A 22015-nucleotide genomic window follows, 5' to 3' on the forward strand; every position below is an offset into this window, starting at 1 on the left:
CGTGGGGAAACGGTAAGAGCGCACGCCAAGCTAGCAGTAACAGCTATTATACGAGTATGTCAAGCAATGCTGTCAGATATCCACACATGCAGCATTCAAGGTAGCTAGAGCTCTTATCGCAGCAATTCTTCATCGTGTTGGGTGAGCATTTGCCGCGGTGATGTTGCTCCTTTATCAAGAAAGTCGTAATACGATGATTAACCGAACGTGCTGGAGTATACACGCTCTCTGTGCAAAACCGGCCAGTACTGTGCTTAGATGCCTTAGCGGTAGTAACCCATATACCATTAGTTCCTGGTTTGTAGGACTAGACCTATATAGGCAAGAGTTTGCGTACTTACTATAAAAGCGCGGCCACTCTCTTAGCGTTGAACGTAGGCGGCTCGCTCGTAGCAATCGGCGTGACCTTAACGCGGCGCTTCTGCTTGCCTTCCGAAGCAGCCACCTGCGCGGCTTTTTGAGCGCGGGCCGGCACCTGCTTGAAGTGCTGCACCAATTTCTTGCGACCTACCGGTAACGGCTCCTCGGAGAACTTTGCTTTACTACGCTCGCTCACACTACCCTGCCACACCAACTGCGCGTTGAGCCGGTAGCCATTCGTCGTGCCTAGCTTGAAGAGCTGAATCAACTGGTGGGCCTGTAGGTACTCCACTGCCTTGGAGACAGTATTGCGATGCTTACCTAAGCTTTTGGCCAGCTGGGCCTGGTTCCCCACGTACGTGTTGGTCTTGTCGCACTTTTCCATTAGCAGTAACAACACCTCCAGCGCTCGGGGATTATCGGTGACCATTTCGCGCATAATGGATAGGTACGCTTTGTACCACTGGAGATACAAATGCAAATCAGCGGAATCAGAAGCAGTAATAGGAAAAGTAGCAGTATTTATAGCGAGTCCCATTAGAAAAGGAAACAATGTTAACTGCACAAAAATAAGAAAGGCTGGCTAAACTACCAACTAAGAAGAGGGTGTCTGCACACTCCCTACAGTGTGCAGATCTGCACACCCTAGCACTGTGCCTATCTGCACACCCTAGAAATAGGCAGATCTGCACACTCCTTAAGGTGTGCAGATGTTTATTGTAACAAATTAATAATCAGCAGTCTGGCAAGTCGCTTCTCTTATCTAGTATATATACAGGAGTTGCCTTCGCCTTTCATTGGGCTAAGTCTCCTTTTTTAGCTCAGTCAGATGCTATTCCTCGCTCATGAACTTGGTCTATCCTGCCCTGGCGAAAGGCGTAGGCGCAACGGGGAACAACAGAAGGGAGCATCGGCGTGCAAAGGGGCAATCGCAGCACTCATGCCCGCTACGCGGGCAGCTATGCACTGCTCCGGTTCAAGTACGAGCTTAGGCGGCGAAAAGAGGGGATGCAGGGCTGCCTCCCTCCCCAACACACAGGAGACCATACTTCTGGGCAGGCCGCGGGCCCTGCTCTCCGGAAGGCCAACTGCCTCACTCCCCGACAGGCTAGGCCCAACTCTCCGAAAGGCATTAGCTGCTCACTCTCCAAAGGCGATAGGATGCAGTCCCAGCTCTACGAAAGGCAAGAGGCCCAGCCATCAGATAGGCAGCTTGGTTGGTCTCTCCCAAAGGCAGGCCGTTCAGCTGCCGGGGTCAGATATGGATACGGTATGTGGGTTAGTTGGTGGCCAGTGTCCCTAACCTGCACAAGTCGATAGGAGCAGGGTATTACCTCAGCCTGGCTGACGTGATGCCATAGGGCTCTCGTCAACGAGGAACGGCCTAGGAGGCTAGTGGCAGCCTACTCGCACTTGGCTATGCCAAGGCATCGTTGTATGGTGCCGAATAGGCGAGCCCCACCAGGGGGAGGAAAATTCCCTGCTTTCGGTGCGTTGGGCCCAGCGCACCGGAAGCAGAGCACCACCAAGCAGTCCCTTCCCTAGGTGACCAGTGGCCTATGAATGCAAGGGATGAAGCCCCAGCCAAGTGGGCAGGCCCACTGACTGCCGCGCAAAGCGGAAGCATAAGAGGAATGAGTGCTAGAGAGCCTCATAGTTGACCTATGGTCTTGGAAGGGAACGCAGAACTTTTCTGGATGGCAGCGCTTGCTGCTGGGTATTCTGTGCCTCATGCGCACTGGCCCAGCGTTGTGGCAGTCCTAGGCGATAGATAAATCGGTCAAAGAAACCCAGTTGGTAGGGAGGAGCCCCAGGTAGCTCTAGCACCGTAAGTGGAGCACTATTTTGCATGTGCGTTATCAAGGCAGTAGGGGAGAGGGCATCTTGTTGCAAAAGCTCGTGAATGCCGCGCTGCAACTGTCGTAGGAATGGCAAAGCACTTGCCTGAAGGCTGACCTTGATGCTACCAGGATAGCCCCCATCAAATTCTACTACACTAAATAACAACATGGAGGTGAAGGGCCCCATCTCGTCAAAGTATTCTGGCACATCCTCATCTAGCACGAACGTGCTGAACTTGAAACTGGTAAGCAAAAGGATACTTTCTCGCTTTAGATTAGGCGCGAGGCTATTTGCACTTAAGTCAAAGACAGTATCCAAGGCGGTTTCATACGTGGAAGGCACACGTAGATTCGCTCGAGCAATCAGGATGACGGCTAGGCACCATGCCCCTTCTGAAGGGGTGGCAGGAGGAGAAAAATGAAAAACAGATGCGCTTGTGAGCATAGCGATAGACTGTAGAGAGATGAATGGAGGCAAATGTACAAAAGGCAATAAAATAAGGACCGTTCGGTCCTTGTGCTTCGTTTGGGCAATCCCGGCCTTTGTCGCGGCATGCCGGTACAGCAACAGTCTCTTTTTTTGCGCGAACTTGCCCGTCGCCTAAAAGCCGTCCGGGAGGAACGCCGCCTTACCTTGCAAGAGGTGTATGATGCTACGGGCGTACACGTCAGTCGGCTCGAGTCTGGCCGGCGGAACGTTGCTTTGCTGACGGTCGCCGTACTCTGCCGCTATTACCAGGTAAATCTAGGTGTAGTCGTCACAGACTTAGAACGCCTGCTAGAAGAAGGTCTACATCCCTAAATGGGCTCTTATTCTTGCTCTGTCTTTTGCGCTTATGGAGCCGCAGCACCGCCGGAAAACTAATGGTGTGTAGATCACATTTTCTCGTAAAAAACGCAATGGCACGAGAAAATGGAAATTTCCCCAGCGTCCTTTTCGGGAGGCAGTTTCCCCTTTGCTCCTAGCCGGGGAGAGGTACTGGGGGTGACCCCAGCCCTGATGTATAAAAATTTTTAATTTTTTTCGCGCTCAGTTCTTGCAAACAAGAGCCGGGTAGCAACAAGCCTATTCCTTATTATATAACTATTACAATGGATAGTCCTTTGGTCCGGGTTCAACTAAGTCCCGCTTACGAATAAACCATTCATTGTCATCCTGCCCGGAGCCACGTCCAAACTTGGACGCGACTCCGGCTTGGTTATGCAGATACCTAGTTGTTCACCTTCACTAGCATGTAGGCTGATAGTATTGAAAACAGATGAAAAATAATTCCCTTGACAACCAGGCAATTAGCTGAGAAACAGGTAAAACGATATTTAGTAGGACATACGGTACATGAAACCGGCTTTTTACCTTTGAGTATTGTTGCTGTCAAGCACTTGGACTTTTTGCTGCTTCGTCCTTAAACCAGAGCTGAGCCGTTGGTACCAGCACAGTCGTCGCCTAGGCGAGACGGTGGGCTGCCCTCCTAAAAGTCCCCTGGGTGCCACCTGACTTGGTCCGTCATTGATTCCAGTATCTGGTGGCAGCAGTATTATTAGATAAATACCATTGCATCTCGACCCGGCCGGACCGGCGGTTGGGTTGGGTGCGCCGACCCACTAGCGCCGGTCTCGCCTCTCATTGGGTTTTCTTTCTTCCTTTACCAACACCCAACACATTTACCTTCCGATTCGGTGACGCCTGCGGCGCCCCCGGAGTTTAAATACCACACTAACGGGATATCCTAACGGCTCACCTCGCGAGCGAAAAAGGCAGAATACAGAGCGATACAGGCCCATTTAGTGCCTGTACACGCGCCGACAGCTGGCCCCGGATCCGTTCCACCAAGAAAGGCCCCAGCGCCACCTCTGCGCTGCGCGCAGTGAGTTTTCTGGGCATAGCCACCCCGCATGCCCGCCGACCATCTCTGCACTAACGACACCCGGCAACCACCTTTCAGGACGAGCAGAAAAGCATATAAATTTCTATAAAAAAAGCAGCTCGGATAGTGGCGTTTTAGTGAAAAAGTACTACATTTGTATACGCTCTGAAACGCAAGCGGCTCTGCTGGAGAGCAACCGCCCAGGGTTAGGAGTGTCCACGGACGCATTCAGTACTTTACCATGACGCATAGACGGGCATCTAGCATGGTAAAAAGAGTTACCCCGTTTCGCCGGCATGCTTGAGGGTTAACAACAAGTTCTTCTGCTTGGTTGGGCTCGGGAAAGAAGGAATGTAGGAGAGGATAAGCTGCTTTATGACGCATGTCTACTCGTGTAGGCATGCGGGGTGGCCATGCCCAGAAAACTTACTGCGCGTAGCGCAGAGGCGGTGCTGGGGTATGTTCTACGCGTTCCCGTTTGTGCTACTTGTTTAGTTAAAGCAACTCCTGAGGTGGCGCATTAACTTGTCAGTTGAGGTGACCTCGCTACAAGATGAACGATGGCATGAGTAGGACAACCGCAAGGCGACCCTGACGAAGGCTGCTACAGCGATGGTGTAGGCCTGGCTCGTATGATGATCACGCGGTGCCTGTGCTTTTGCAGAACGAGGGGGATAAGGCGAGCGTTGGCGTGCCACTGCGATTTGGCGTTGGTTGAGGGAAAGGGCCACGATCAATTACGCTACTAGTTGCGTCAGCCAATAACTCGACGAGCAGCGGTAGGCCTCCTAGTGGCGTTTATCATCGTTCGCCACCTAGTAAGAGCCGGGCATTGACGAGTAGGTCAGAGCGCAGTACCCGGACCTCTGAGGTAGTGGGGGTGCGGCGTACTAGTCTAGGCAGCGGGCAAGGTAGCTGACTTGCGCTAGTGATAAGTACTAGCCTCGCCAACGAGAGGAGATGAAGCAGCAAATCCGCGGCGGCAGTTGGGCCAAGCAGATAGGCAGTCTGTAATACAAGGATGCTGCTTCTTTAGCAACTCGAAAGAAGTCATTTAGTAGGCTATGATATAAGTTATGATAACCTTTACTTATCATAACTCATATTTAGCTCACGAAATCGGGGGCTTTTCCACCGGTTTCCACTCCTTTCTATAAAGTGTGGAGACTTGGTCAGACTGATTTTCTGAATCGCTCGTCCAAGTAACGCCTCGACCTCCTCTATGAACGAAGACCTGTCGCTCGTCCCGTCGACCAACACCAACCAATCGGTCAGCGCGCAACTCGCGCGGGCCTCCGCCAAGGTGGCGGGCTTCTTGGAAGTCGGCCTGCAAGGGGCGGCCAACACCGAGCGGGCGTACACCTCGGACTTGAAAAGCTACGTGACCTTCTGCGAGCAGCATGGCTTGCAAGCCGTGCCGGCCGACGTGGATACCCTGACCGAGTACGTTGCCCACCTGGCCTCCGAGAAACCCGAGTCTGCACCCAGAGAGGGGAGAGGGAAGAAGAAGGGACAACAACCGCTCACCGGGCCACACGCGCTGGCTACCATCAAGCGGCACTTGGCGGCCATCCGCAAAGCCCACCAACTCGCGGGCTACAAACTGCCAGCTACCCTGGATGCGCTCAACCTCGTGATGGAAGGCATTACCCGCACGCTGGGCAAGCGGCAAGTCCAAGCGCAGGCGTTTACGGTCGAAGAGCTGAAGCAGGCCATTCGGCGCATTGACCTAGACACGTCCGCCGGCATCCGCGACCGTGCCCTGCTGCTGCTGGGCTTCGCCGGAGCTTTCCGCCGCTCGGAACTGGTGGACCTCAACATTGAGCAGCTGGAGTTTACCGAGCGAGCCTTGCTCGTGCATCTGGCTAAAAGCAAAACCAACCAATATGGTGCAGTAGAGGACAAAGCCCTGTTCTACGCGCCCACGCTGGATTTCTGCCCCGTCCGCTGCTTGCGGGCGTGGCTGAACCTGCTGGGTCGCACCACCGGGCCGCTGTTTGTCAAGATTCCGCGCACCACACCGGGGCTAATGGCGGCTCCGTCGGGCAAGCGGCTCTCGGATATTTCGATTAACAAGCTGGTGCAAAAGCGGCTGGGGTCTGGCTATTCGGCCCACTCACTGCGGGTGTCCTTTGTGACGACGGCCGTGCTCAACGGGCAATCGCACAAGGCCATCAAGAACCAGACTAAGCAAAAGACCGATGCCATGATTGAGCGCTATACCCAGCTCAACAACGTCGTGTCCTACAATGCCGCTCAAAGCCTGGGTCTTTAACACCAGGAGCAAGAATTCGTGGTGTTAGAGGCCCACTCTATTCTGCGTGAGATGACTGCCTCCGCTTGAGGTAGTTATCTGGCAGTAACCAAATGGTGATTGGAACGAAGTGAGGCTATTCGGGGGCCGTGGTAGCTGCTACCCGACGACGCAAGTGACGCAGGCGGTGGCCCTGCCACAGGCGCACGAGCACCAACAGGCACAGCAGCCCAGGAATAAACAGGAGCAGTACCCATGTATTGGCTTCAGGATAACTCGTGCCGGTGAGGTTAGCCAGGTTTACCATGAAATCCACGCAGTACCAGTACGTCAGCCGGCCCAGGCGGTACAGCAGGGAGAGAAACAGGTCAGGCATGAGGTAGGGTAGATTGCAGGCGGCGAATGGTGCGTGCATCGCGCAAGACGGCGTAAGTCAGACGCAGTAGCAGTAGCGGGATGGCTACCAGAAACACCAGCAGATTAGCCAGTATATAGGTTGTTCCGCCGCCGCCAGTTGCCAGCGCCCGGACAATAGATCCGTAGAGCGGACGCAGTTGGAAGTATGCTGGGCTGTTGGCCGGCGTCGCATGCGGGCAGGCGTGGTTGTGGCAATAGCGGGTGCAGTGTGTGGGGGTGCGGGCCGCAGTGGGCGGGTGCGGGGCCGCGGTGTTGATGACGAGGCCAAAAAGCAGCGGCAACAGGGCCAGCAAACCGGTGAGCAGCAGGGGGCGCAGGGCAGGGAGCATCAAGCAATTAAAATAAAATACCGTAGAACGGTAGCATCCCGTGGGAAGCAGCTAGGATTACTACGGAAGTACACCAACTGGTTTCGGTCGTCATGCCGACATACATTCTCTACTAAAATCTATGCGGTGCTAGGTTCCTCTGTATGGCTTTCTAGGAGTTCCGCTCATCTCCTCTCGAACGCGGGTAGTATCTGTTTCATCCGAAAGTAAGCGGGATCGTGCAGCCAGGGGGGTGAACTAGCGGTAGTGGCCCTGCCCTTACGGCACGACCCGAAAGGCAGCGGTCAGCGGCGAGGATGCGTTGCTTACCCTGGCGGTACATGAGAGCCCAGGCGGCGGTGAAATTCAGCCCAGTTAGGCGGTTGCGGTGTGTACCCTTAAAGTATTGGGCCTCACTATGCGACTACCTTGATTCACGGGTTGTATTCTATGAGCCTCCTTACTTCTCTGGCCCGGCAGGTAATGCAGCAAGCGACCGTCGTGGGGGCTGCGCGCTTGGCCGCGCACGCCTACCGGATCACCCTCGCCGGGCTGGCCCTACAGCACTGGACGTATACGCCAGGTCAGACGCTGAACGTCTTCTTCGGGCTGGCAGCCGCCGAGACCAGCCTGCGTAAACGCACGTATTCCGTGTGGGGCTACGACCCCGCCCGGCAAGAGGTGGAACTGGCCGTCTGCACCTTCTCCGACGGGCCGGGGGCCCACTGGGCGGCGCAGTGCCGGCCGGGCGATACGGTGCATTTCTACGGCCCGGGAGGTCAGTTCCTGCTGAACCCCGCGGCCCCCGCGCACGTGTTCCTGGGGGATGTCTCCTGCCTCTCGCACTTCTATGCGTTGCACCGGCAGCTAGCGCCCGACGTGCCCGTGCTCAGCGTCATCCACGCCCAACACCGCGAGGAGGTGTTTGCGGACCTCGACGGCCGCTGGCCCTTGCATGTGGAGGTCGCGGCTACGCTGTCGGCCGCCCAGTACCTGCGGGTGGCGGAAACGCTAGGCCTGCGCAAGCTTGGCCTCGGTTAAAAGTTTGGCACAAAAGTTAAACGGCCGAGCTTTGGACTGGTTCTCTCGTTTTCTTTCCTGGCTAGTCCGGTTGCTGCAGCCCAGCTTCCGTACTTCCTGATTGTTAAATGACTGCTGGTAACCTTTACGTTGCGCTGTCCTTTCTTCCCGCCTTCCCCGTCGCTTCATGGCTCCCGGTTCCCCCGCCTCAACTTCCCTGCCCTTTCCCGACAGCCTCCTGCATGACCTGCTGGACATTTCGCTCACCGGCGTCAACGTGCTGCGCCCGGTGTACGACCCGGCCGGGGAAATCGAAGACTTTGCCCTCGAGTACGTCAACCCCGCCGGCCAGCGCATGACCGGCCTGGCCGAGCGTCCCGGCGGCACGCTGCTCACCCGCTTCCCCGCCACCCTGGCCGCGGGCATTCTCGCCTATTACCGGCGCGCCTACGCCGACGAGACCGCCGGCCCCTACGACGTCAACTACCAGGCCGACGGGCTCGACAACTACTTCCGCTTGGCCGCCCGGCGCTCCGGCGACTGGCTCGTCGTCAGCTTCACCGACACGTCTGACCAGGACCGCAGCGCCGTCGAGCTGGCCCTGCGCGACAGCCAGGCCCGCGAGCAAGCGCTGCGCTCCGAGGCCGAGGAGCAGCGCAACTCCCTGCGCAGCTTCGTAGAGCAGGCTCCCGTGGCGGTGGCCGTGTACCGCGGGCCGCAGCACCGCGTGGAGCTGGCCAACGCCGCCACGCTGGCCATTTGGGACCGCCCGCTCCCCGACGTGCTCGGCCGGCCGGTGTTCGAGGTGCTGCCCGAGGCAGCTACCCCCGAGGTGGTGGCCCTCTTCGACCGGGTCTACGCCACCGGCACCGCCCACACGGCCCACGAGCAGCCCACCACCCTCGTCCGGCACGGGCAGCGGCAGGAAGTGTACTGGAACTTCGTGTTCCAGTCCGAATTCCTGCCGGACGGCCGCGTCATCGGCATTCGGTCCGTGGGCACCGACGTCACCGAGCAAGTCCGCGCCCGCCAGCAGCTGCAGCAGCTCAACCAGGACTTGGAGACCCGCGTGCAGGCGCGCACCCAGGAAGCCTTCATCCTGCAGGCTGACCTGCTCGCCGCCGCCCGGCGGCAGGCCGACCAGCAAACCCTGCTCTACGAGGTGTTCGCGCAAACCCCGGCCCCCATTGCCTTGCTGCGCGGCCCCGGCCACCGCTTTGAGTACGTCAACGCCGCCTACCAGGCCTTGTTTTCCGCGGGGCCACTGGCGGGCCGCGAGGTGGCGGACGCCGCGCCTGAATTGGCCGCGCAAGGCTTTGAGGCGCTGCTGGACCGTGTCTACCACACCGGCGAAACCTACTTCGGGGCCGAGGCGCCCTTTGCGCCCGTGCCGGTGAACGGTGAGCCCCCCCGCACTCTGTACTTCAACTTTACCTACCAAGCCTACCGCGAAAACGAGCAGATAGCGGGCGTCAGCATCTTTGCCTTCGAGGTCACCGAGCAGGTGCTCGCCCGCCGGGAGCGCGAAATCCAGCGGCAGCTGCTCACGGACGTCTTTGCGCAGGCCCCCGCCGGCATTTGGGTGGTGCGCGGCCCGGACTACGTGTTTGAGGTCATCAACCCGACCATGACGCACGTTATTAAGCGCACCGCGGAGCAGTGCCTGGGGCGGCCCTACTTCGAGGTGCTGCCGGAGTTGACCAGCCAGGGCGTGCCCGAACTGCTGCGGCGGGTGTGGGAACAGGGCGAGTCCCTGTTCGTCGAAGAGTTTGCCGCGCAGCTGGACCCCCAGGCGCCGGACGAGGTGGGCTACTTCACCTTTGCCTTCCAGCCCCTGCGCGACGAGCACGGGCAGGTGACGCGCATCTCCTGCGTGGCCCTGGACGTCACCGCCCAGGTCCGGGCCCGCCAGCAGGTCGACGTCCTCAACCAAGCGTTGCAGTCCACCAACGCGGAGTTGAGCGACAGTAACCAGCAGCTCACGCGCACCAACGTCGACCTGGACAACTTCATCTACACGGCCAGCCACGACCTCAAAGCGCCCATCTCCAACATCGAAGGCCTGCTCTACCTGCTGCAGGAAGGGCTGCCCCCGGCCGTGGCCCAAGACGAGGAAGTGGGCCCCACGCTCACGCGCATGCACGACGCGGTGGAGCGCTTCACGCGCACCATCGACCACCTCACCGACGTGTCCAAGCTGCAGAAAGAGCACGCCCCGGCCACCACCCGAGTCGACCTGGCCGCCGTCATTGAGGACGTGCGCCTGGACCTGGCGCCGCTGCTGGAGGGTGCCGGGGCCAAGCTGTTCGTTGACGTGAACGCCCTGCCGCCCATCCAGTTTTCTGAAAAGAACCTGCGCAGCATCGTCTACAACCTGCTCAGCAACGCCGTCAAGTACCACTCGCCCGACCGGCCGCCGCGCGTCGACGTGCGGGGCCACGTGCGCGAGGGCCACACCGTGCTCGAAGTGCACGACAACGGCCTCGGCATTGCCGAAGCGCAGTTGCCCAAGCTCTTCGGCATGTTCCAGCGCTTGCACGACCACGTCGAGGGCACGGGCATCGGCCTCTACATGGTCAAGCGCATGGTCGAGAACGCCGGGGGCCGCATTGAGGTGCACTCCCAGCTCGGCGCCGGTACCACCTTTTTCGTCTTCCTGCCCCACGACGCACCTACTGCCGGCGCGCTCCCTTTCCCCGCTTACCTCCCCTCCTAACTATATGGCCGCCGTTTCCTGCACGCTGCTCGTCGACGACGACGACACGACCAATTACCTCAACCAAACCCTGCTCCGGCGCATGGCCATCAGCGACACCGTCTTGGTAGCCCAAAACGGCCAGCAGGCGCTGGACCTGCTGCACCAGCACTGCGAGCTGCCCACCTCGCCCACCTGCCCGGCCCTCATCCTGCTCGACATGAAAATGCCGCGCATGAACGGCTTCGAGTTCCTGCAGGCCTACGCCCAACGGCCCGAACGGGAAAACCCCTCGGTGGTCATCATCATGCTCACTACCTCCCTCAACCCCAACGACGTCGAGCAGATGCAGGGCCTGCCCATCGCCGGCTACCTCATCAAGCCCCTCACCCGCGACAAAGTCAACCAGGTGCTCCAGGAGCACTTCGGCCAAGCAAGCCCCGCCAGCTAATGAGCAGCCCCCAGCCAAACAAGTAAGAGACCATCTCTAAGCATGCAGCGGTTTCCCAATTCAGGATGAATAGCGCGCTCACTGATGCGCTGCACTTCGTGATAGAAGGACTCCAGTAGTGGCCTTCATCCAGCCCCCCGCATTCTGGTGGCTGTGCGTTACTAGGCTGCATTGCCTTAGCTACTTCGTCGCGCGTGCCCTTCGGGTTGCCTAGATACTGGGCAAGCTGGTTGACGTCAAGTGTCTGCTCCCAGTAGCGTGTACCCGCGATGATGGCTGGGGAGTGAAGCACCCGGTTCCGCAATTTGTGCGAGTCAAACGCGCATTTGAATGGCTCGCTGCCTGAGGTGGCCGCTGAACTTTGTGGTACTCTTCGGCCCCGCGCCGCCGCAGTTCACCCCCCCCTATTCTCCTCAGTCATGACCACTTCTTTGCCACTAGAAACCACTTTTGCCCTTGGGGGCGACTTACCCATTAGCCGGCTCGGCTTCGGGGCGATGCGCATCACCGGTCCCGGGCTTTATGGCCCCCCCACCGACCGGCCGGCAATGCTCGCGCTACTAAGACGGGCCGTCGAACTTGGCGTGACGTTTATTGATACGGCCGATATGTACGGCCCTTTCGTTTCGGAAGAGTTGATTGCCGAGGCGCTGCATCCCTACCCCGCCGGGCTGGTGGTGGGCACCAAAGGCGGCGTGGTGCGCTACGGCCCCGGCCAGGAGGTGCTGCTCGATGCCACCCCCCAGCACCTGCACGAGGCCCTGGCCGGCAGCCTGCGCCGCCTTAAGCTCGAGCGCCTAGATCTTTACCAACTGCACCGCCTCGACCCGCGGGTGCCCGCCGAACGCACGTTTGCCGCCTTGGCGCAGGCCCAGCAGCAGGGCTTGGTGCGGCACCTGGGCCTATCGGAAGTATCCGTAGAGGAGATTAAGCTTGCCCAGCAGCACTTTCCCGTGGCCTCCGTGCAGAACCGCTACAGCCTCTTCGACCGGGCGGCCGAGCCCGTGCTGGCGTACTGCCGGGCGCAGGGCATTGCCTTTATTCCGTGGTTCCCCATTGGCGGGGGGCAGGTACAGGAGACGGACGCACTCCAGCAAGTCGCCGGCCGGCACCAGGTGTCGGTCCGGCAAGTTGCTCTGAGTTGGTTGCTCCACCACGCCCCCAACGTGTTGCCCATACCGGGCACGACCAGCCTCGCGCACCTGGCCGAGAATAGGCAGTCCCTACACCTGTCCCTTACGGCGGAGGATATGCGGGTTCTGGATGCGCTAGGGCACTAAGTAGCTTCGCGTTCAGGCTGCCCCGCTGGGTAGTCGCCGCACCACCCCGCCACTTGGCCGGGTGCCCGTTCTACCCGCTCGCTACCACCTGGTAGCCGGCGGGTAGAACGGGTTTCTTCGTAGCTTAAGCCCTCATGAGTACTCCGCCCTTCGCTACCCTGTCCACCGTGGCCGACTTCACGCGGCACTACGGCTTTCCTGTTCCGGCCCACCCGTTGGTCACGGTCGTGGACCTAGCCCAGCACCCACCTACTGGGGTGGCCGCTGCCCCCGCCTGGCGCGCGCTCTACGTTATCCTGCTCAAGCGGCACTTCGACGGGCAGCTCCCCTACGGGCAGCAGGAGTACGACTACCAGCCGGGCGAGCTGGGTTTCTACGCGCCCGGCCAGCCCGTGACGTTTTGCCCCGCCGCTACCCAGGCCGGCGCGGGCTGGCTGGTCGTCTTTCACCCTGATTTGCTGGGGCGCCCGTCGGTCAACTCACCGCTGGGCCGCTATCCCTTCTTTAGCTACCGGGTGCGGCAGGCCCTGGCACTCTCGGCCGCCGACGAGCAACGAATCCGCCACGCCGTGCTGGGGCTACGGCAGGAAAGCGAACTGCCCGCCGATGCCTTCAGCCAGCAACTGCTCGGCACGCAGCTCGAGGTGCTGCTGCAAGTGGCTAACCGGGCTTACCACCGGCAGTTTCCCACCGAGCCAGTGGGCGGCCCCGACCTGCTCAGTCGCTTCGAGGCCCTGCTAGCGACGTACCAGGACCACGCCGCCGACCAGCCCCTGCCCACCGTGCAGCACTTGGCGGAAGCCTTGCACGTGGCGCCGGCCTACCTGGGCGAGGTCCTGCGCCGGCACACGGGCCAGAATGCGCAGCAGCACCTGCACGCCGCGCTGCTCGAAAAAGCCCGGCAACTGCTACTGAGCACGCCCTTGAGCGTGCGCGAGGTAGCCTTTCGCCTGGGCTTCGAAAGCCCCTCCTACCTGGGCCGCCTCTTCAAGCAGAAGACCGGCCTTACCCCCACCGAATTCAAGCAACTGGCCACGGAGGCGGCCCTTGCAGTGCCGGCTTAGCGTTTTGCGCTGGCCAGGAGGGAGGGGGCGGCTCTAGCGGCACTCGACCTGCCCGAGCGGCTGGGGCTGCGCCCGCAGGGCCGCGCAGGCAGCCGGCCAGGCCGGGTCGGTGGGGTAAAGGGTGCTGCGCAGGTAGGCCCAGGTCAGCTGCTGGAGGGCGGCGACGCGCGCTGGGCTTTCGTCGGTGGTCTCCCGCGACTCGTACCCGGCAATGCCGCCCAGCGAGTGCTCGGCCCCAAACAACGTGAGCAGGCACTTGCCGCCGGGTGGACTCAGTTGGTAGGCATCGGCCCGCCAGTCGGCCCCGCGCGGACTCATACTGGACACGTCGTGGTCACCCACCACGACCAGCGTGGGGGTCGTCAGGTAGCGAAAGTCGGGCTGCAGAAAGGGGTGATTGCGGGCGGCCGCCGGGCTTAAATCGGCCCCGCCCCCGCCCGGCGCGGCCAGCAAGATGCCTGCCTTGACGCGGGCATCCAACAGGTTGACTTCCTTCCCGTCGGCCGGGTCGGGCAGGCGGGCCCCCAGCAGCATGCCCGCCGTCTGCCCGCCGTAGGAGTGCCCGGCCACGGCCACGCGGGCATGGTCGAGGCGGCCGCGCAGGCCTGGGAGGGCATCCTCCACCGTCGCTAGGTTGTCGAGGATGTGGCGCAGGTCCGCCACCCGGTGCCGCCAGATAGCCGGCCGGCGGGCATCGTCGGGCGGCAGGCCGAGCGTGCGCGAATCCAGGTGCGTGGGCTGCACTACGACGAAGCCGTGCGCCGCCCAAAACTGGACCAGGGGGCCGTAGCCCTGCAAAGAAGACCCATTGCCGTGCGAAAAGAGGATAACCGGTAGTTCGCCCCCGCTTAAGGGTGCGGACACGCGCACGTGCAGTTCTTGGCCCCGCCCCGGCGCAGCAATCACGACCGGACTAACGGAAATAACCGGGGCCGGCGCGCTGAGTGACAGGCTACTGAGTAAGTCGTTCATGGGCGTAAATCTTCGGAGAAAAATTGGAATGCGGGGCGGCTGCTTCCACCACAAAAGTCTCCCGTCACAGCCCATTACAAGCCATTCAAAATGCGGTTTACGCAGCACAAATTGCGGGAACGCGTAAAAAGTCTCTCGTCAGTCGGCTGCGGGCGCGGTTGTTTGTTCAGTCACACCCCCCCCTATAAATGAACAACTCTGTCAATCACTTGCCCCTCAGCACATGGCATAGAAAACAGGCCTAATTGGTACAGAAAACCTGTTCAGCAATCACAGTACCGTTAACTCATCTATCAAGATGAGTTAACGGTACTGTGATTGCTGAACATACCTGCCCAATACTGCTGAACGCCTGATTCTGCAGTGGAGACACTTTGCAGGGAGACCCCGGATAAACTCGCCGATTAATGTTTGAACCAAACTCTTAACCAAGGCCAACTTTTCATCACGCAAGTGCTACTCAACAGAAGAAGGGTGGGGGAGGGAGGAAGTTACATGCTAAGGAGGAAGGTTCAAGAAAGAGAACGGGAAGGCATTGCCTCGCCCGACAACCGGTTGGTGGGCGCTACCATCCGTTTCCCTTCCAGTTCCAGACGTGCTGGCCCCTTCGTCTGGTGGCCTGGCCCGGGCTTATTGTTTGACCAGCTTGCTGAGACGGCCCGTGGTTTGGTCGCGCACCAGATACAGGCCCGCCGGCAGGGCGTGCACGTTCAGCGGCGGATCCCCCACCTGCCCCGTGTGGACCACTTGGCCCACGGGACTCAGCAGCTGGTATGGGGTGCCGACCCGCCCCTGCACCGTTACCTGCACGGTCATGGGATTGGGAAACGCCGCTAACGGGGTCGGTTTGGTCGCGGACGCGGTGGCCAGTGGCCCGGCACCGAGTTTAACGAGCCAGTAATCATTCTGCCCCTGGCTGGCTTGAGTTTTGTCCCCGCCGATGCCCGAGTCGGAATGTCCCCCCAGAATATAGCCGCCATCGCCCGTCGGCTGCAGCGAACACAACGCGTCCGAGCCACTGCCGCCCACGGCCTGATCCCATTGCGTAGTGCCGTTGCCGTCGAGCTTGACGAGCCAAAAGTCGTTCGTGCCCTGGCTGGCCTGCGTCTTGTCGCCGCTGGCGGGCGAGGCCGAGGTGCCGCCAAGCAGGTACCCGCCATCCGCGGTCTGCTGCAGGGCACTCAGCCCATCCGAGCCGCTGCCGCCCAGCGTTTTGTCCCATTGCTTTACCCCGCTCGCCGTCAGTTTGAGCACCCAATAATCCGTGCTGCCCTGGCTGGGCTGCGTTTTATCGGCACTGATGCCGGAAGTGGAATTGCCCCCCACCACATACCCGCCATCGGCCGTTTGCTGCACCCGAGATACGCCATCAAAGCCACTGCCCCCGAAGGTGCGGTCCCATTGCCGGGTGCCGTTGGCATCGAGCTTGACGACCCACATGTTAAACAAGAGCAGGTTGGCTGCCGTGATCTCCGGGTTCGGATCCGTGCGCGATTCGCCGCCTAGAATGTAGCCCCCATCACTGGTTTGCTGCAGGCAGTTGAGAAAATCGATGCCCCCGCCGCCCAAGGTGCGGTCCCACTGCTTGACGCCAGTGGCCGTGATCTTTACCACCCAGTAGTCATAGGCGCCCAGATTGGCCTGGCTTTTATCGCCGCTGATGCCGGAGTGAGAGTAGCCCCCAATCACATAGCCGCCATCACTAGTTTGCTGGATGTCGGAGACCATGTCGGAATTGTTGCCCCCGAAGGTGCGGTCCCATTGCTTCGTACCATTGGCATCGAGCTTGAGGATCCAGTAGTCATGCGCGCCCAGATTGGGTTGCGTTTTATCGCCGCTGATGCCCGAGATGGAACTGCCACCCAGGATATAGCCGCCGTCACTGGTTTGCCGCACGGCCGGCAGGTAGTCCCAGGCCGAACCGCCGAAGGTGCGGTCCCACTGCTTGACGCCGGCGGCATCCACCTTGACCACCCAGTAGTCCCAGTCTCCCGCCCCGGCTTGCGTTTTATCGCCACTGCGGCCCGAGGTGGATTCGCCGCCGAGAATATAGCCGCCGTCGCTGGTGGGCTGCGCGGTATAGCAGTAGTCGTAGCCCGTGCCGCCAAAGGTGTGGTCCCACTGCTTGAGCAGAACTTGGGCCGTCGCGCTCGGGAGCGTATAGCAGAAGAAGAGCGAGAACAGGAGAACGAGTACACGTGCTTTCATAATAGGAATAGAACAAGATGGAATGGTATTGCTTTGCGGTGCAAAAATTGCTCCATTCCTCTCTTCGTCGGTATGTCTCGTCGGTCCATGAAATGGACCGTTTTTTTGAGATAGAAAAAGGGATTTAGCGAACTAGTAAGAGCGCTATCAGACGTTCGTTATGACCTGCTATAAGGCCTCAGAGGCAGGCGATAGTATAAAAACCAGGGACCTCGTGCGGAGAATAGGGGCTATATTTACCGCATCATATGCGGAGAATACAGCCTTATATTCATCAACTGCCGACGTGGCCGCAGTTCACTTGGCAGCCGGCCGCGTTGGAAAGCCTGCTGGGTGCTGTGCGGCACCAGCAAGGGCGTCTACTGGGCCGACTCGATAACCTGGGGCTGGAGGTGAGAGCGGAAGCGACCCTGCAGACGCTCACGCTGGACGTGCTCAAGTCCAGTGAAATTGAAGGGGAACTGCTCCCCCCCGCCTCCGTGCGCTCCTCGCTCGCCTATCGCCTGGGCTTGGAGCAGGCCGGCCTGCCGCCGGTTGATCGGCGGGTGGAAGGCGTGGTGGCGATGATGCTCGACGCCACGCAGCAGGCCGAGGCGCCGCTAACCGCCGAACGCCTGTTTGGCTGGCACCACGCCTTATTTCCTATGGGGCACAGTGGCTTGTACCCGCTACGAGTAGGCGCCTGGCGTACGGGGCCCATGCAGGTCGTCTCGGGTCCGATGGGGCGGGAACGCGTGCACTACGAGGCCCCGGCCGCTGACGAGTTGGCCGCGCAGATGGAGCAGTTCCTGACCTGGTTCAACACCCCGTTGGGGCTAGATCCTGTCCTCAAAGCCGCCCTCGCCCACTTCTGGTTTGTTACCATCCATCCCTTTGACGACGGCAATGGCCGCATCGCCCGCGCCATTGCTGATCTGCAACTCGCCCGGGCCGATGGCACCGCCCAGCGCTGCTACAGCATGTCGGCCCAGATTCAGGCCGAACGCCAAACCTACTATGACCTGCTGGAAACCAGCCAGCGCGGCCCGCTCGATCTGACACCCTGGCTGACGTGGTTTCTGCAGTGCCTCGGCAGAGCGCTCACCAGTGCTGAACACACCCTGGCGCAGGTGCTGGCCAAGGCCCAGTTTTGGGAGCAGCATCGGCTCACGCCGCTCACGGAGCGGCAGCGCCGGCTGGTGCAGCGGCTACTGGACGGCTTTGAGGGCAAACTCACTACCTCGAAATGGGCCCGCATGGCCAAGTGCTCCCAGGACACGGCCGGACGCGACATTGCCGATCTGATCGATAAGGGGATTCTGCGCAAAGAAGGCGCAGGTGGCCGGAGCACCAGTTATTGCTTAGCCCCCGAGGAAACGAGCGGTTAAGAACGAGCACGGCTTGTCCGTTATACGCACGGGTCTCGATTATACAGAAGCAGGATATCGGCTCAAAACTACCCAAATCTTAGCGTGTCACATTAGTTGAACGGACGTTTAAGAAATGTGACAAAGCAGTATCTTGCACTGTTTTCCTCTGATTTCTACTCGATGACGTGCTACGTCGCCTACTTCCGCGTGAGCACTGCCCGCCAAGGGCAGTCCGGGTTGGGACTCGAAGCGCAGCAAGCGGCGGTGCGGAATTTCGTGGGAACCGAGGCGAGCATCGTGGCGGAGTACATTGAAATCGAGAGTGGGCGCAAGAACAGTCGGCCACAGTTACAGGCTGCCATTACGAGAGCCAAGCAGGAGGGAGTCGTACTGCTCGTGGCCAAGCTCGACCGCTTGGCGCGCAACGTGGCCTTCCTAGCTGCGCTGATGGAAAGTCACGTTCGCTTCAAAGCCGTGGACTTGCCGGAAGCCGATGAGTTTACCTTGCACATCCTAGCAGCCGTCGCGCAGAAGGAGGCGACCGCTATTTCTACCCGAACCAAGGATGCGCTCGCTGCCAAGAAGGCGCGGGGCTTTCAGCTCGGCACGCCCGCTAACCTGACGACAGCAGCGCGAGAGAAATCGTGGGTGTCGCTTCAGCACAATGCCCAGACCAATCTGAACAATCGGCAAGCCGCCCAATTAGCCGTGCTATTACGAGCGACTGGGGTGAGCTTGCGCGAGATTGCCAACAAGCTCAATGAGTCGGGGTACCGAACGAGGCGAGGGAAGGCCTTCCATCCCATGGGCGTCAAGCGCTTGCTGCCTACAGTAGAAAGCAGCACCCTCGTATAAGGTAAGCACTGGTTGCTGCCTTTGACTTGATAAATACCAGCAATCGACAGAGTAAAGCACGCTTCCTTTCATCACCTCTATGACGACCTTCTCTGCTTCTACCCATTCGGTGTTGACAACAGCGGGCTGGCACCCGGGCCGGCGGGTCATCACCCTAGGCTATCGGCTAGCGCTGGCGGTAGAAGGTTATCCCTGGTTTGCGGCGGTAGAGCAGTTCTTACAAGCGTTTGGCGGGCTACAGGTTTCGTGTACTGAAGCGGGAAGCAACGACACGTTTCACTTCCACGCGCGCAAAGCGGCCGGTGACGTAGATAGCTCATGGGTGTTGCAGAACTACGCCCAACGTCTCGGTAACCCGACCCTGTGTGTTATTGGCCAAGCTTATGCCAATTACTTGTTGCTCTTTATGGACGACACCGGGAAGGTGTATGGCGGGTATGATGACTACCTCTGCATCCTAGCTAGTAGCGGCGAAGCGGCAATTGAAGCGATCTGTCAGCGCCAACCCGTGCAGGAGATTCCAGACCTAATGGACGAATGACAGCCACTCAACGGGATTCTGCTACTTTTCCCGATCCACCTTCCTCCCTTTGCTGAAAGTGCTATACTGCACATCGTATTGAGCGAAAAATTAGTTTGTTAATTAGCTTTATATCAACTTGTTATAAATATAAAGTAACGTTCTTAGGGTAACGTCTTTAACATGTAACTTCCGTATTTTGCGGGGGATTTTAGATGATTTCCCTCTATGGACTATGTGTTGTATCTACGGGCATCGACCTTACGGCAGGGCGTAAGCGGGCTGGGGTTGGAAGGGCAACGAATGATTGCGCACCGGTTCCTGCAGGACGGGGACCGCATCGTGGCCGAGTACATAGAGATCGAGAGTGGGCGCAAGAACAACCGGCCCGAGATGGCCGAGGCGATTGCCGAGAGCAAAGCAGTGGGGGCGGTGCTACTCGTGGCCGAAATGTCGCGGTTGGCCCGAAGTGTGTACTTTACTTCCAAGCTGATGGAGGAGAAAGTACGTTTCAAGGCCTGTGACATCCCCCATGCCGACGAGTTTACCATTAACATCCTGGCGGCCGTGGCCCAGAAGGCCGCCAAGGATATCTCGGATTCAACCAAGCGGGGACTAGCCGCCAAGAAAGCGAGGGGCTTTACGCTAGGTAACCCCGAGAACTTTACCGACGTTTCCCGGGCAATGGGACGGGCGGTTGTCAAACAGAACGCTGTTGAAGCCGTAGCTAACAAGCAGGCACGACGACTAGCTACGTTGTTAAGGCGTGATGGTCTCACGCTGGAGAGTATTGCCGCTGAACTGAATTCTCACGGGTACCACACACGGCGGGGTAAGGCGTTCTACAAAACCTCTGTTCTTCGCTTATTAAATACGAATACCCCGACACTAGCTGATGGACTTTATTAAACGAGTCCAGATTTTTCACCATTATTATATTGAAAGAGCTTAATTTATCATCTTTTCAATCCCATTCCGATAATTCTTCCATTGAAGTTTTCTTCTCAAGCGACATTCCTTAGGCGTAACACTCTACCCTATATTTGCTTACAGAAATGCATTACTTAGCTCTTAGAGTAGCATATTGATTAAACGGCAACAAATTCCAATAACCTAACACTTAAGAAGAAAACTGTAGTTTCAGATTAACTCGCCCTTTTTATGTTAAAAAATCTTCGTATCCAAAATTTTAAATCTTGGCAGGATACCAGTAATATTCACTTTAGCAACCTCACTGGTTTCTTTGGTACTAATTCGTCTGGTAAATCTAGTATCCTGCAATTTCTCTTGATGTTGAAACAAACAGTGGAGTCATCAGATAGATCACAACTATTGAACTTAGGTGATAATAGGTCATACACTGATTTAGGAACCCTATTTGATGTTATATATATGCGAAAAGATCCATCCACAATTCATTTCGTTATTGAGTGGAGATCCATGATAGAGAGGCTGTTTTCAACAAAACAGAATCGCATGTTTAAATGGTCAGATTACGATAGCATCTTTAGCAGTACAATTAGAAAAAGAGGAGACAATATTTCTTTGCAAAACTATTCTTACGAAGTAGAAAATAAATCAGTAAAATTAAAAATGACTGGTAAAGAGGATATTAGCAATAATCCTGTTTACTCTTTTACAACACAAGGATTCATTGGCACTGAAATTCATGATGCTATTAAGTTCCCACAGCGCTTTACTGAAGTAAATAAATTCTATGGTTTACCATCTGGCTTTGGTTTGCCCTCGGATCAATATGATGAAATTGCAAAATGGATTTTCGATTTCGAACTTCTCTTTACTAGAACATATTACTTAGGCCCACTACGCGAGTATCCAAATAGATTATATATATGGGGGGGAGAACAGCCAGAAGGGGTAGGTAATCGTGGGGAAAAAGCAGTTGCCGCTTTATTAGCCTCGAGGAATAGGGGAGCTACTATTAATATAGAAGAAAAAAATATCAAGCGTACTGTAGAGGAGCACGTAGCCTATTGGCTTAAGGAATTAGGGTTAATTCATTCTTTTATTGTTCAGCCTATAGCGCCTAATCGTAAAGAGTATGAAGTCCGTATCCAGCGCACTGCAGAATCAGCTAGCGTGTTTCTGACAGATGTAGGTTTTGGCATTTCACAAATTTTGCCAGTATTAGTTTTGCTTTTTTATGTACCCGAGGGTTCCACTGTGATTCTGGAGCAACCGGAAATTCATCTACATCCTGCTGTCCAAGCTGGTTTAGCTGATGTTTTTATTGATGCCATTAAGCGTCGGCGTCTACAAATTGTCTTAGAAAGTCATTCAGAACACTTGTTACAGCGTTTACAGCGCCGCATGGCTGAATTTGGTGTTGAGGATGAAAAGGGGTTTGATTCCGATCAAGCGGCTCTTTACTTCACAGATATTGAGGCAGGCCGATCTAAGCTCACTCCATTAGCGCTGGACGATTACGGAAATATTAGCAATTGGCCAGTTGGTTTCTTTGGTGATCCATTCGCTGATGCTGCGGCAATGATGGATGCACAAATGCGGCGTAAAATATCTCAGTCGTCATAGAGC

Annotated in this window: 18 protein-coding genes; 12 read left to right on the top strand and 6 right to left on the bottom strand. The window is 57.9% G+C overall.

What is annotated here, in order from left to right:
- Positions 1-340: 340 nt before the first annotated feature.
- Both G536_RS0124630 and G536_RS0124635 read right to left on the bottom strand, forming a co-directional pair.
- A complete protein-coding gene (locus G536_RS0124630; protein ID WP_033370777.1) occupies positions 341-898 on the bottom strand; it encodes a helix-turn-helix domain-containing protein in 558 nt (185 codons plus the stop codon).
- A gap of 1124 nt (positions 899-2022) precedes the next feature.
- On the bottom strand, positions 2023-2646 hold the full coding sequence (locus tag G536_RS0124635; RefSeq protein WP_022826278.1) for a hypothetical protein: 624 nt from the start codon (positions 2644-2646) through the stop codon (positions 2023-2025).
- Positions 2647-2754: 108 nt separating this feature from the next.
- On the opposite strand from G536_RS0124635, the gene G536_RS33120 reads away from it, so the two are divergent.
- Together G536_RS33120 and G536_RS0124640 are read left to right on the top strand one after the other, a co-directional pair.
- Complete coding sequence (locus G536_RS33120; protein WP_071837824.1) at positions 2755-3003, top strand: helix-turn-helix domain-containing protein; 249 nt, start codon at positions 2755-2757, stop codon at positions 3001-3003.
- A 2285-nt stretch (positions 3004-5288) separates the two neighbouring features.
- Complete coding sequence (locus G536_RS0124640; RefSeq protein WP_022826279.1) at positions 5289-6341, top strand: tyrosine-type recombinase/integrase; 1053 nt, start codon at positions 5289-5291, stop codon at positions 6339-6341.
- A 115-nt stretch (positions 6342-6456) separates the two neighbouring features.
- Here G536_RS0124640 and G536_RS0124645 read toward each other — a convergent pair whose 3' ends face one another.
- Positions 6457-6696, bottom strand: a complete 240-nt coding sequence (locus tag G536_RS0124645; protein ID WP_022826280.1) for a hypothetical protein — start codon at positions 6694-6696, stop codon at positions 6457-6459.
- Positions 6689-7066: a hypothetical protein gene (locus G536_RS0124650; protein WP_022826281.1), complete on the bottom strand. Its 378-nt coding sequence runs from the start codon at positions 7064-7066 to the stop codon at positions 6689-6691. Before G536_RS0124650 ends, G536_RS0124645 begins: the two co-directional genes overlap by 8 nt.
- Before the next feature lie 429 nt (positions 7067-7495).
- Between G536_RS0124650 and G536_RS31210 the strand changes: the two genes are divergently transcribed.
- The 5 genes from G536_RS31210 (at position 7496) to G536_RS29770 (ending at position 13555) form a co-directional block, all read left to right on the top strand.
- Positions 7496-8086 carry a siderophore-interacting protein gene (locus G536_RS31210; protein ID WP_022826282.1) on the top strand — a complete coding sequence of 197 codons (591 nt, stop codon included), beginning with the start codon at positions 7496-7498 and terminating at the stop codon, positions 8084-8086.
- Positions 8087-8252: 166 nt separating this feature from the next.
- On the top strand, positions 8253-10781 hold the full coding sequence (locus tag G536_RS31215) for a PAS domain-containing sensor histidine kinase (protein WP_022826283.1): 2529 nt from the start codon (positions 8253-8255) through the stop codon (positions 10779-10781).
- 4 nt (positions 10782-10785) lie between these two features.
- Positions 10786-11211, top strand: a complete 426-nt coding sequence (locus G536_RS0124665; protein ID WP_022826284.1) for a response regulator — start codon at positions 10786-10788, stop codon at positions 11209-11211.
- A gap of 419 nt (positions 11212-11630) precedes the next feature.
- Positions 11631-12491, top strand: a complete 861-nt coding sequence (locus G536_RS0124670; protein WP_022826285.1) for an aldo/keto reductase — start codon at positions 11631-11633, stop codon at positions 12489-12491.
- 134 nt (positions 12492-12625) lie between these two features.
- Entirely contained in the window at positions 12626-13555 is a 930-nt protein-coding gene (locus G536_RS29770; protein WP_022826286.1) for a helix-turn-helix transcriptional regulator, read from the top strand.
- A 33-nt stretch (positions 13556-13588) separates the two neighbouring features.
- Here G536_RS29770 and G536_RS0124680 read toward each other — a convergent pair whose 3' ends face one another.
- Both G536_RS0124680 and G536_RS0124685 read right to left on the bottom strand, forming a co-directional pair.
- The gene (locus G536_RS0124680) at positions 13589-14527 is read right to left on the bottom strand and encodes an alpha/beta hydrolase family protein (protein WP_022826287.1); all 939 of its coding nucleotides are present in this window, start codon (positions 14525-14527) and stop codon (positions 13589-13591) included.
- 630 nt (positions 14528-15157) lie between these two features.
- A complete protein-coding gene (locus G536_RS0124685) occupies positions 15158-16735 on the bottom strand; it encodes a T9SS type A sorting domain-containing protein (protein ID WP_022826288.1) in 1578 nt (525 codons plus the stop codon).
- 248 nt (positions 16736-16983) lie between these two features.
- Here G536_RS0124685 and G536_RS0124690 point away from each other — a divergent pair, with 248 nt between their 5' ends.
- From G536_RS0124690 to G536_RS0124710, 5 genes are all read left to right on the top strand, one after another.
- On the top strand, positions 16984-18102 hold the full coding sequence (locus G536_RS0124690; RefSeq protein WP_026880563.1) for a Fic family protein: 1119 nt from the start codon (positions 16984-16986) through the stop codon (positions 18100-18102).
- Between the two features lie 162 nt (positions 18103-18264).
- Complete coding sequence (locus G536_RS0124695; RefSeq protein WP_022826290.1) at positions 18265-18939, top strand: recombinase family protein; 675 nt, start codon at positions 18265-18267, stop codon at positions 18937-18939.
- 79 nt (positions 18940-19018) lie between these two features.
- Positions 19019-19480 (top strand): SUKH-3 domain-containing protein, encoded by a 462-nt coding sequence (locus tag G536_RS0124700; RefSeq protein ID WP_084708867.1) that lies wholly within the window; start codon positions 19019-19021, stop codon positions 19478-19480.
- A gap of 207 nt (positions 19481-19687) precedes the next feature.
- The gene (locus G536_RS0124705) at positions 19688-20368 is read left to right on the top strand and encodes a recombinase family protein (RefSeq protein ID WP_022826292.1); all 681 of its coding nucleotides are present in this window, start codon (positions 19688-19690) and stop codon (positions 20366-20368) included.
- A 252-nt stretch (positions 20369-20620) separates the two neighbouring features.
- Entirely contained in the window at positions 20621-22012 is a 1392-nt protein-coding gene (locus tag G536_RS0124710) for a DUF3696 domain-containing protein (RefSeq protein WP_022826293.1), read from the top strand.
- Positions 22013-22015 lie beyond the last annotated feature (3 nt).

Origin of the sequence: Hymenobacter norwichensis DSM 15439, from assembly GCF_000420705.1 — a bacterium.
GTDB lineage: Bacteria > Bacteroidota > Bacteroidia > Cytophagales > Hymenobacteraceae > Hymenobacter > Hymenobacter norwichensis.

What these genes read in the sequence shown, in the direction of transcription:
- G536_RS0124630 (WP_033370777.1), bottom strand. Translation starts at nt 898, where the DNA reads ATGGGACTCGCTATAAATACTGCTACTTTTCCTATTACTGCTTCTGAT.
- G536_RS0124635 (WP_022826278.1), bottom strand. Translation starts at nt 2,646, where the DNA reads ATGCTCACAAGCGCATCTGTTTTTCATTTTTCTCCTCCTGCCACCCCT.
- G536_RS33120 (WP_071837824.1), top strand. Translation starts at nt 2,755, where the DNA reads ATGCCGGTACAGCAACAGTCTCTTTTTTTGCGCGAACTTGCCCGTCGC.
- G536_RS0124640 (WP_022826279.1), top strand. Translation starts at nt 5,289, where the DNA reads ATGAACGAAGACCTGTCGCTCGTCCCGTCGACCAACACCAACCAATCG.
- G536_RS0124645 (WP_022826280.1), bottom strand. Translation starts at nt 6,696, where the DNA reads ATGCCTGACCTGTTTCTCTCCCTGCTGTACCGCCTGGGCCGGCTGACG.
- G536_RS0124650 (WP_022826281.1), bottom strand. Translation starts at nt 7,066, where the DNA reads ATGCTCCCTGCCCTGCGCCCCCTGCTGCTCACCGGTTTGCTGGCCCTG.
- G536_RS31210 (WP_022826282.1), top strand. Translation starts at nt 7,496, where the DNA reads ATGAGCCTCCTTACTTCTCTGGCCCGGCAGGTAATGCAGCAAGCGACC.
- G536_RS31215 (WP_022826283.1), top strand. Translation starts at nt 8,253, where the DNA reads ATGGCTCCCGGTTCCCCCGCCTCAACTTCCCTGCCCTTTCCCGACAGC.
- G536_RS0124665 (WP_022826284.1), top strand. Translation starts at nt 10,786, where the DNA reads ATGGCCGCCGTTTCCTGCACGCTGCTCGTCGACGACGACGACACGACC.
- G536_RS0124670 (WP_022826285.1), top strand. Translation starts at nt 11,631, where the DNA reads ATGACCACTTCTTTGCCACTAGAAACCACTTTTGCCCTTGGGGGCGAC.
- G536_RS29770 (WP_022826286.1), top strand. Translation starts at nt 12,626, where the DNA reads ATGAGTACTCCGCCCTTCGCTACCCTGTCCACCGTGGCCGACTTCACG.
- G536_RS0124680 (WP_022826287.1), bottom strand. Translation starts at nt 14,527, where the DNA reads ATGAACGACTTACTCAGTAGCCTGTCACTCAGCGCGCCGGCCCCGGTT.
- G536_RS0124685 (WP_022826288.1), bottom strand. Translation starts at nt 16,735, where the DNA reads ATGAAAGCACGTGTACTCGTTCTCCTGTTCTCGCTCTTCTTCTGCTAT.
- G536_RS0124690 (WP_026880563.1), top strand. Translation starts at nt 16,984, where the DNA reads ATGCGGAGAATACAGCCTTATATTCATCAACTGCCGACGTGGCCGCAG.
- G536_RS0124695 (WP_022826290.1), top strand. Translation starts at nt 18,265, where the DNA reads ATGACGTGCTACGTCGCCTACTTCCGCGTGAGCACTGCCCGCCAAGGG.
- G536_RS0124700 (WP_084708867.1), top strand. Translation starts at nt 19,019, where the DNA reads ATGACGACCTTCTCTGCTTCTACCCATTCGGTGTTGACAACAGCGGGC.
- G536_RS0124705 (WP_022826292.1), top strand. Translation starts at nt 19,688, where the DNA reads ATGGACTATGTGTTGTATCTACGGGCATCGACCTTACGGCAGGGCGTA.
- G536_RS0124710 (WP_022826293.1), top strand. Translation starts at nt 20,621, where the DNA reads ATGTTAAAAAATCTTCGTATCCAAAATTTTAAATCTTGGCAGGATACC.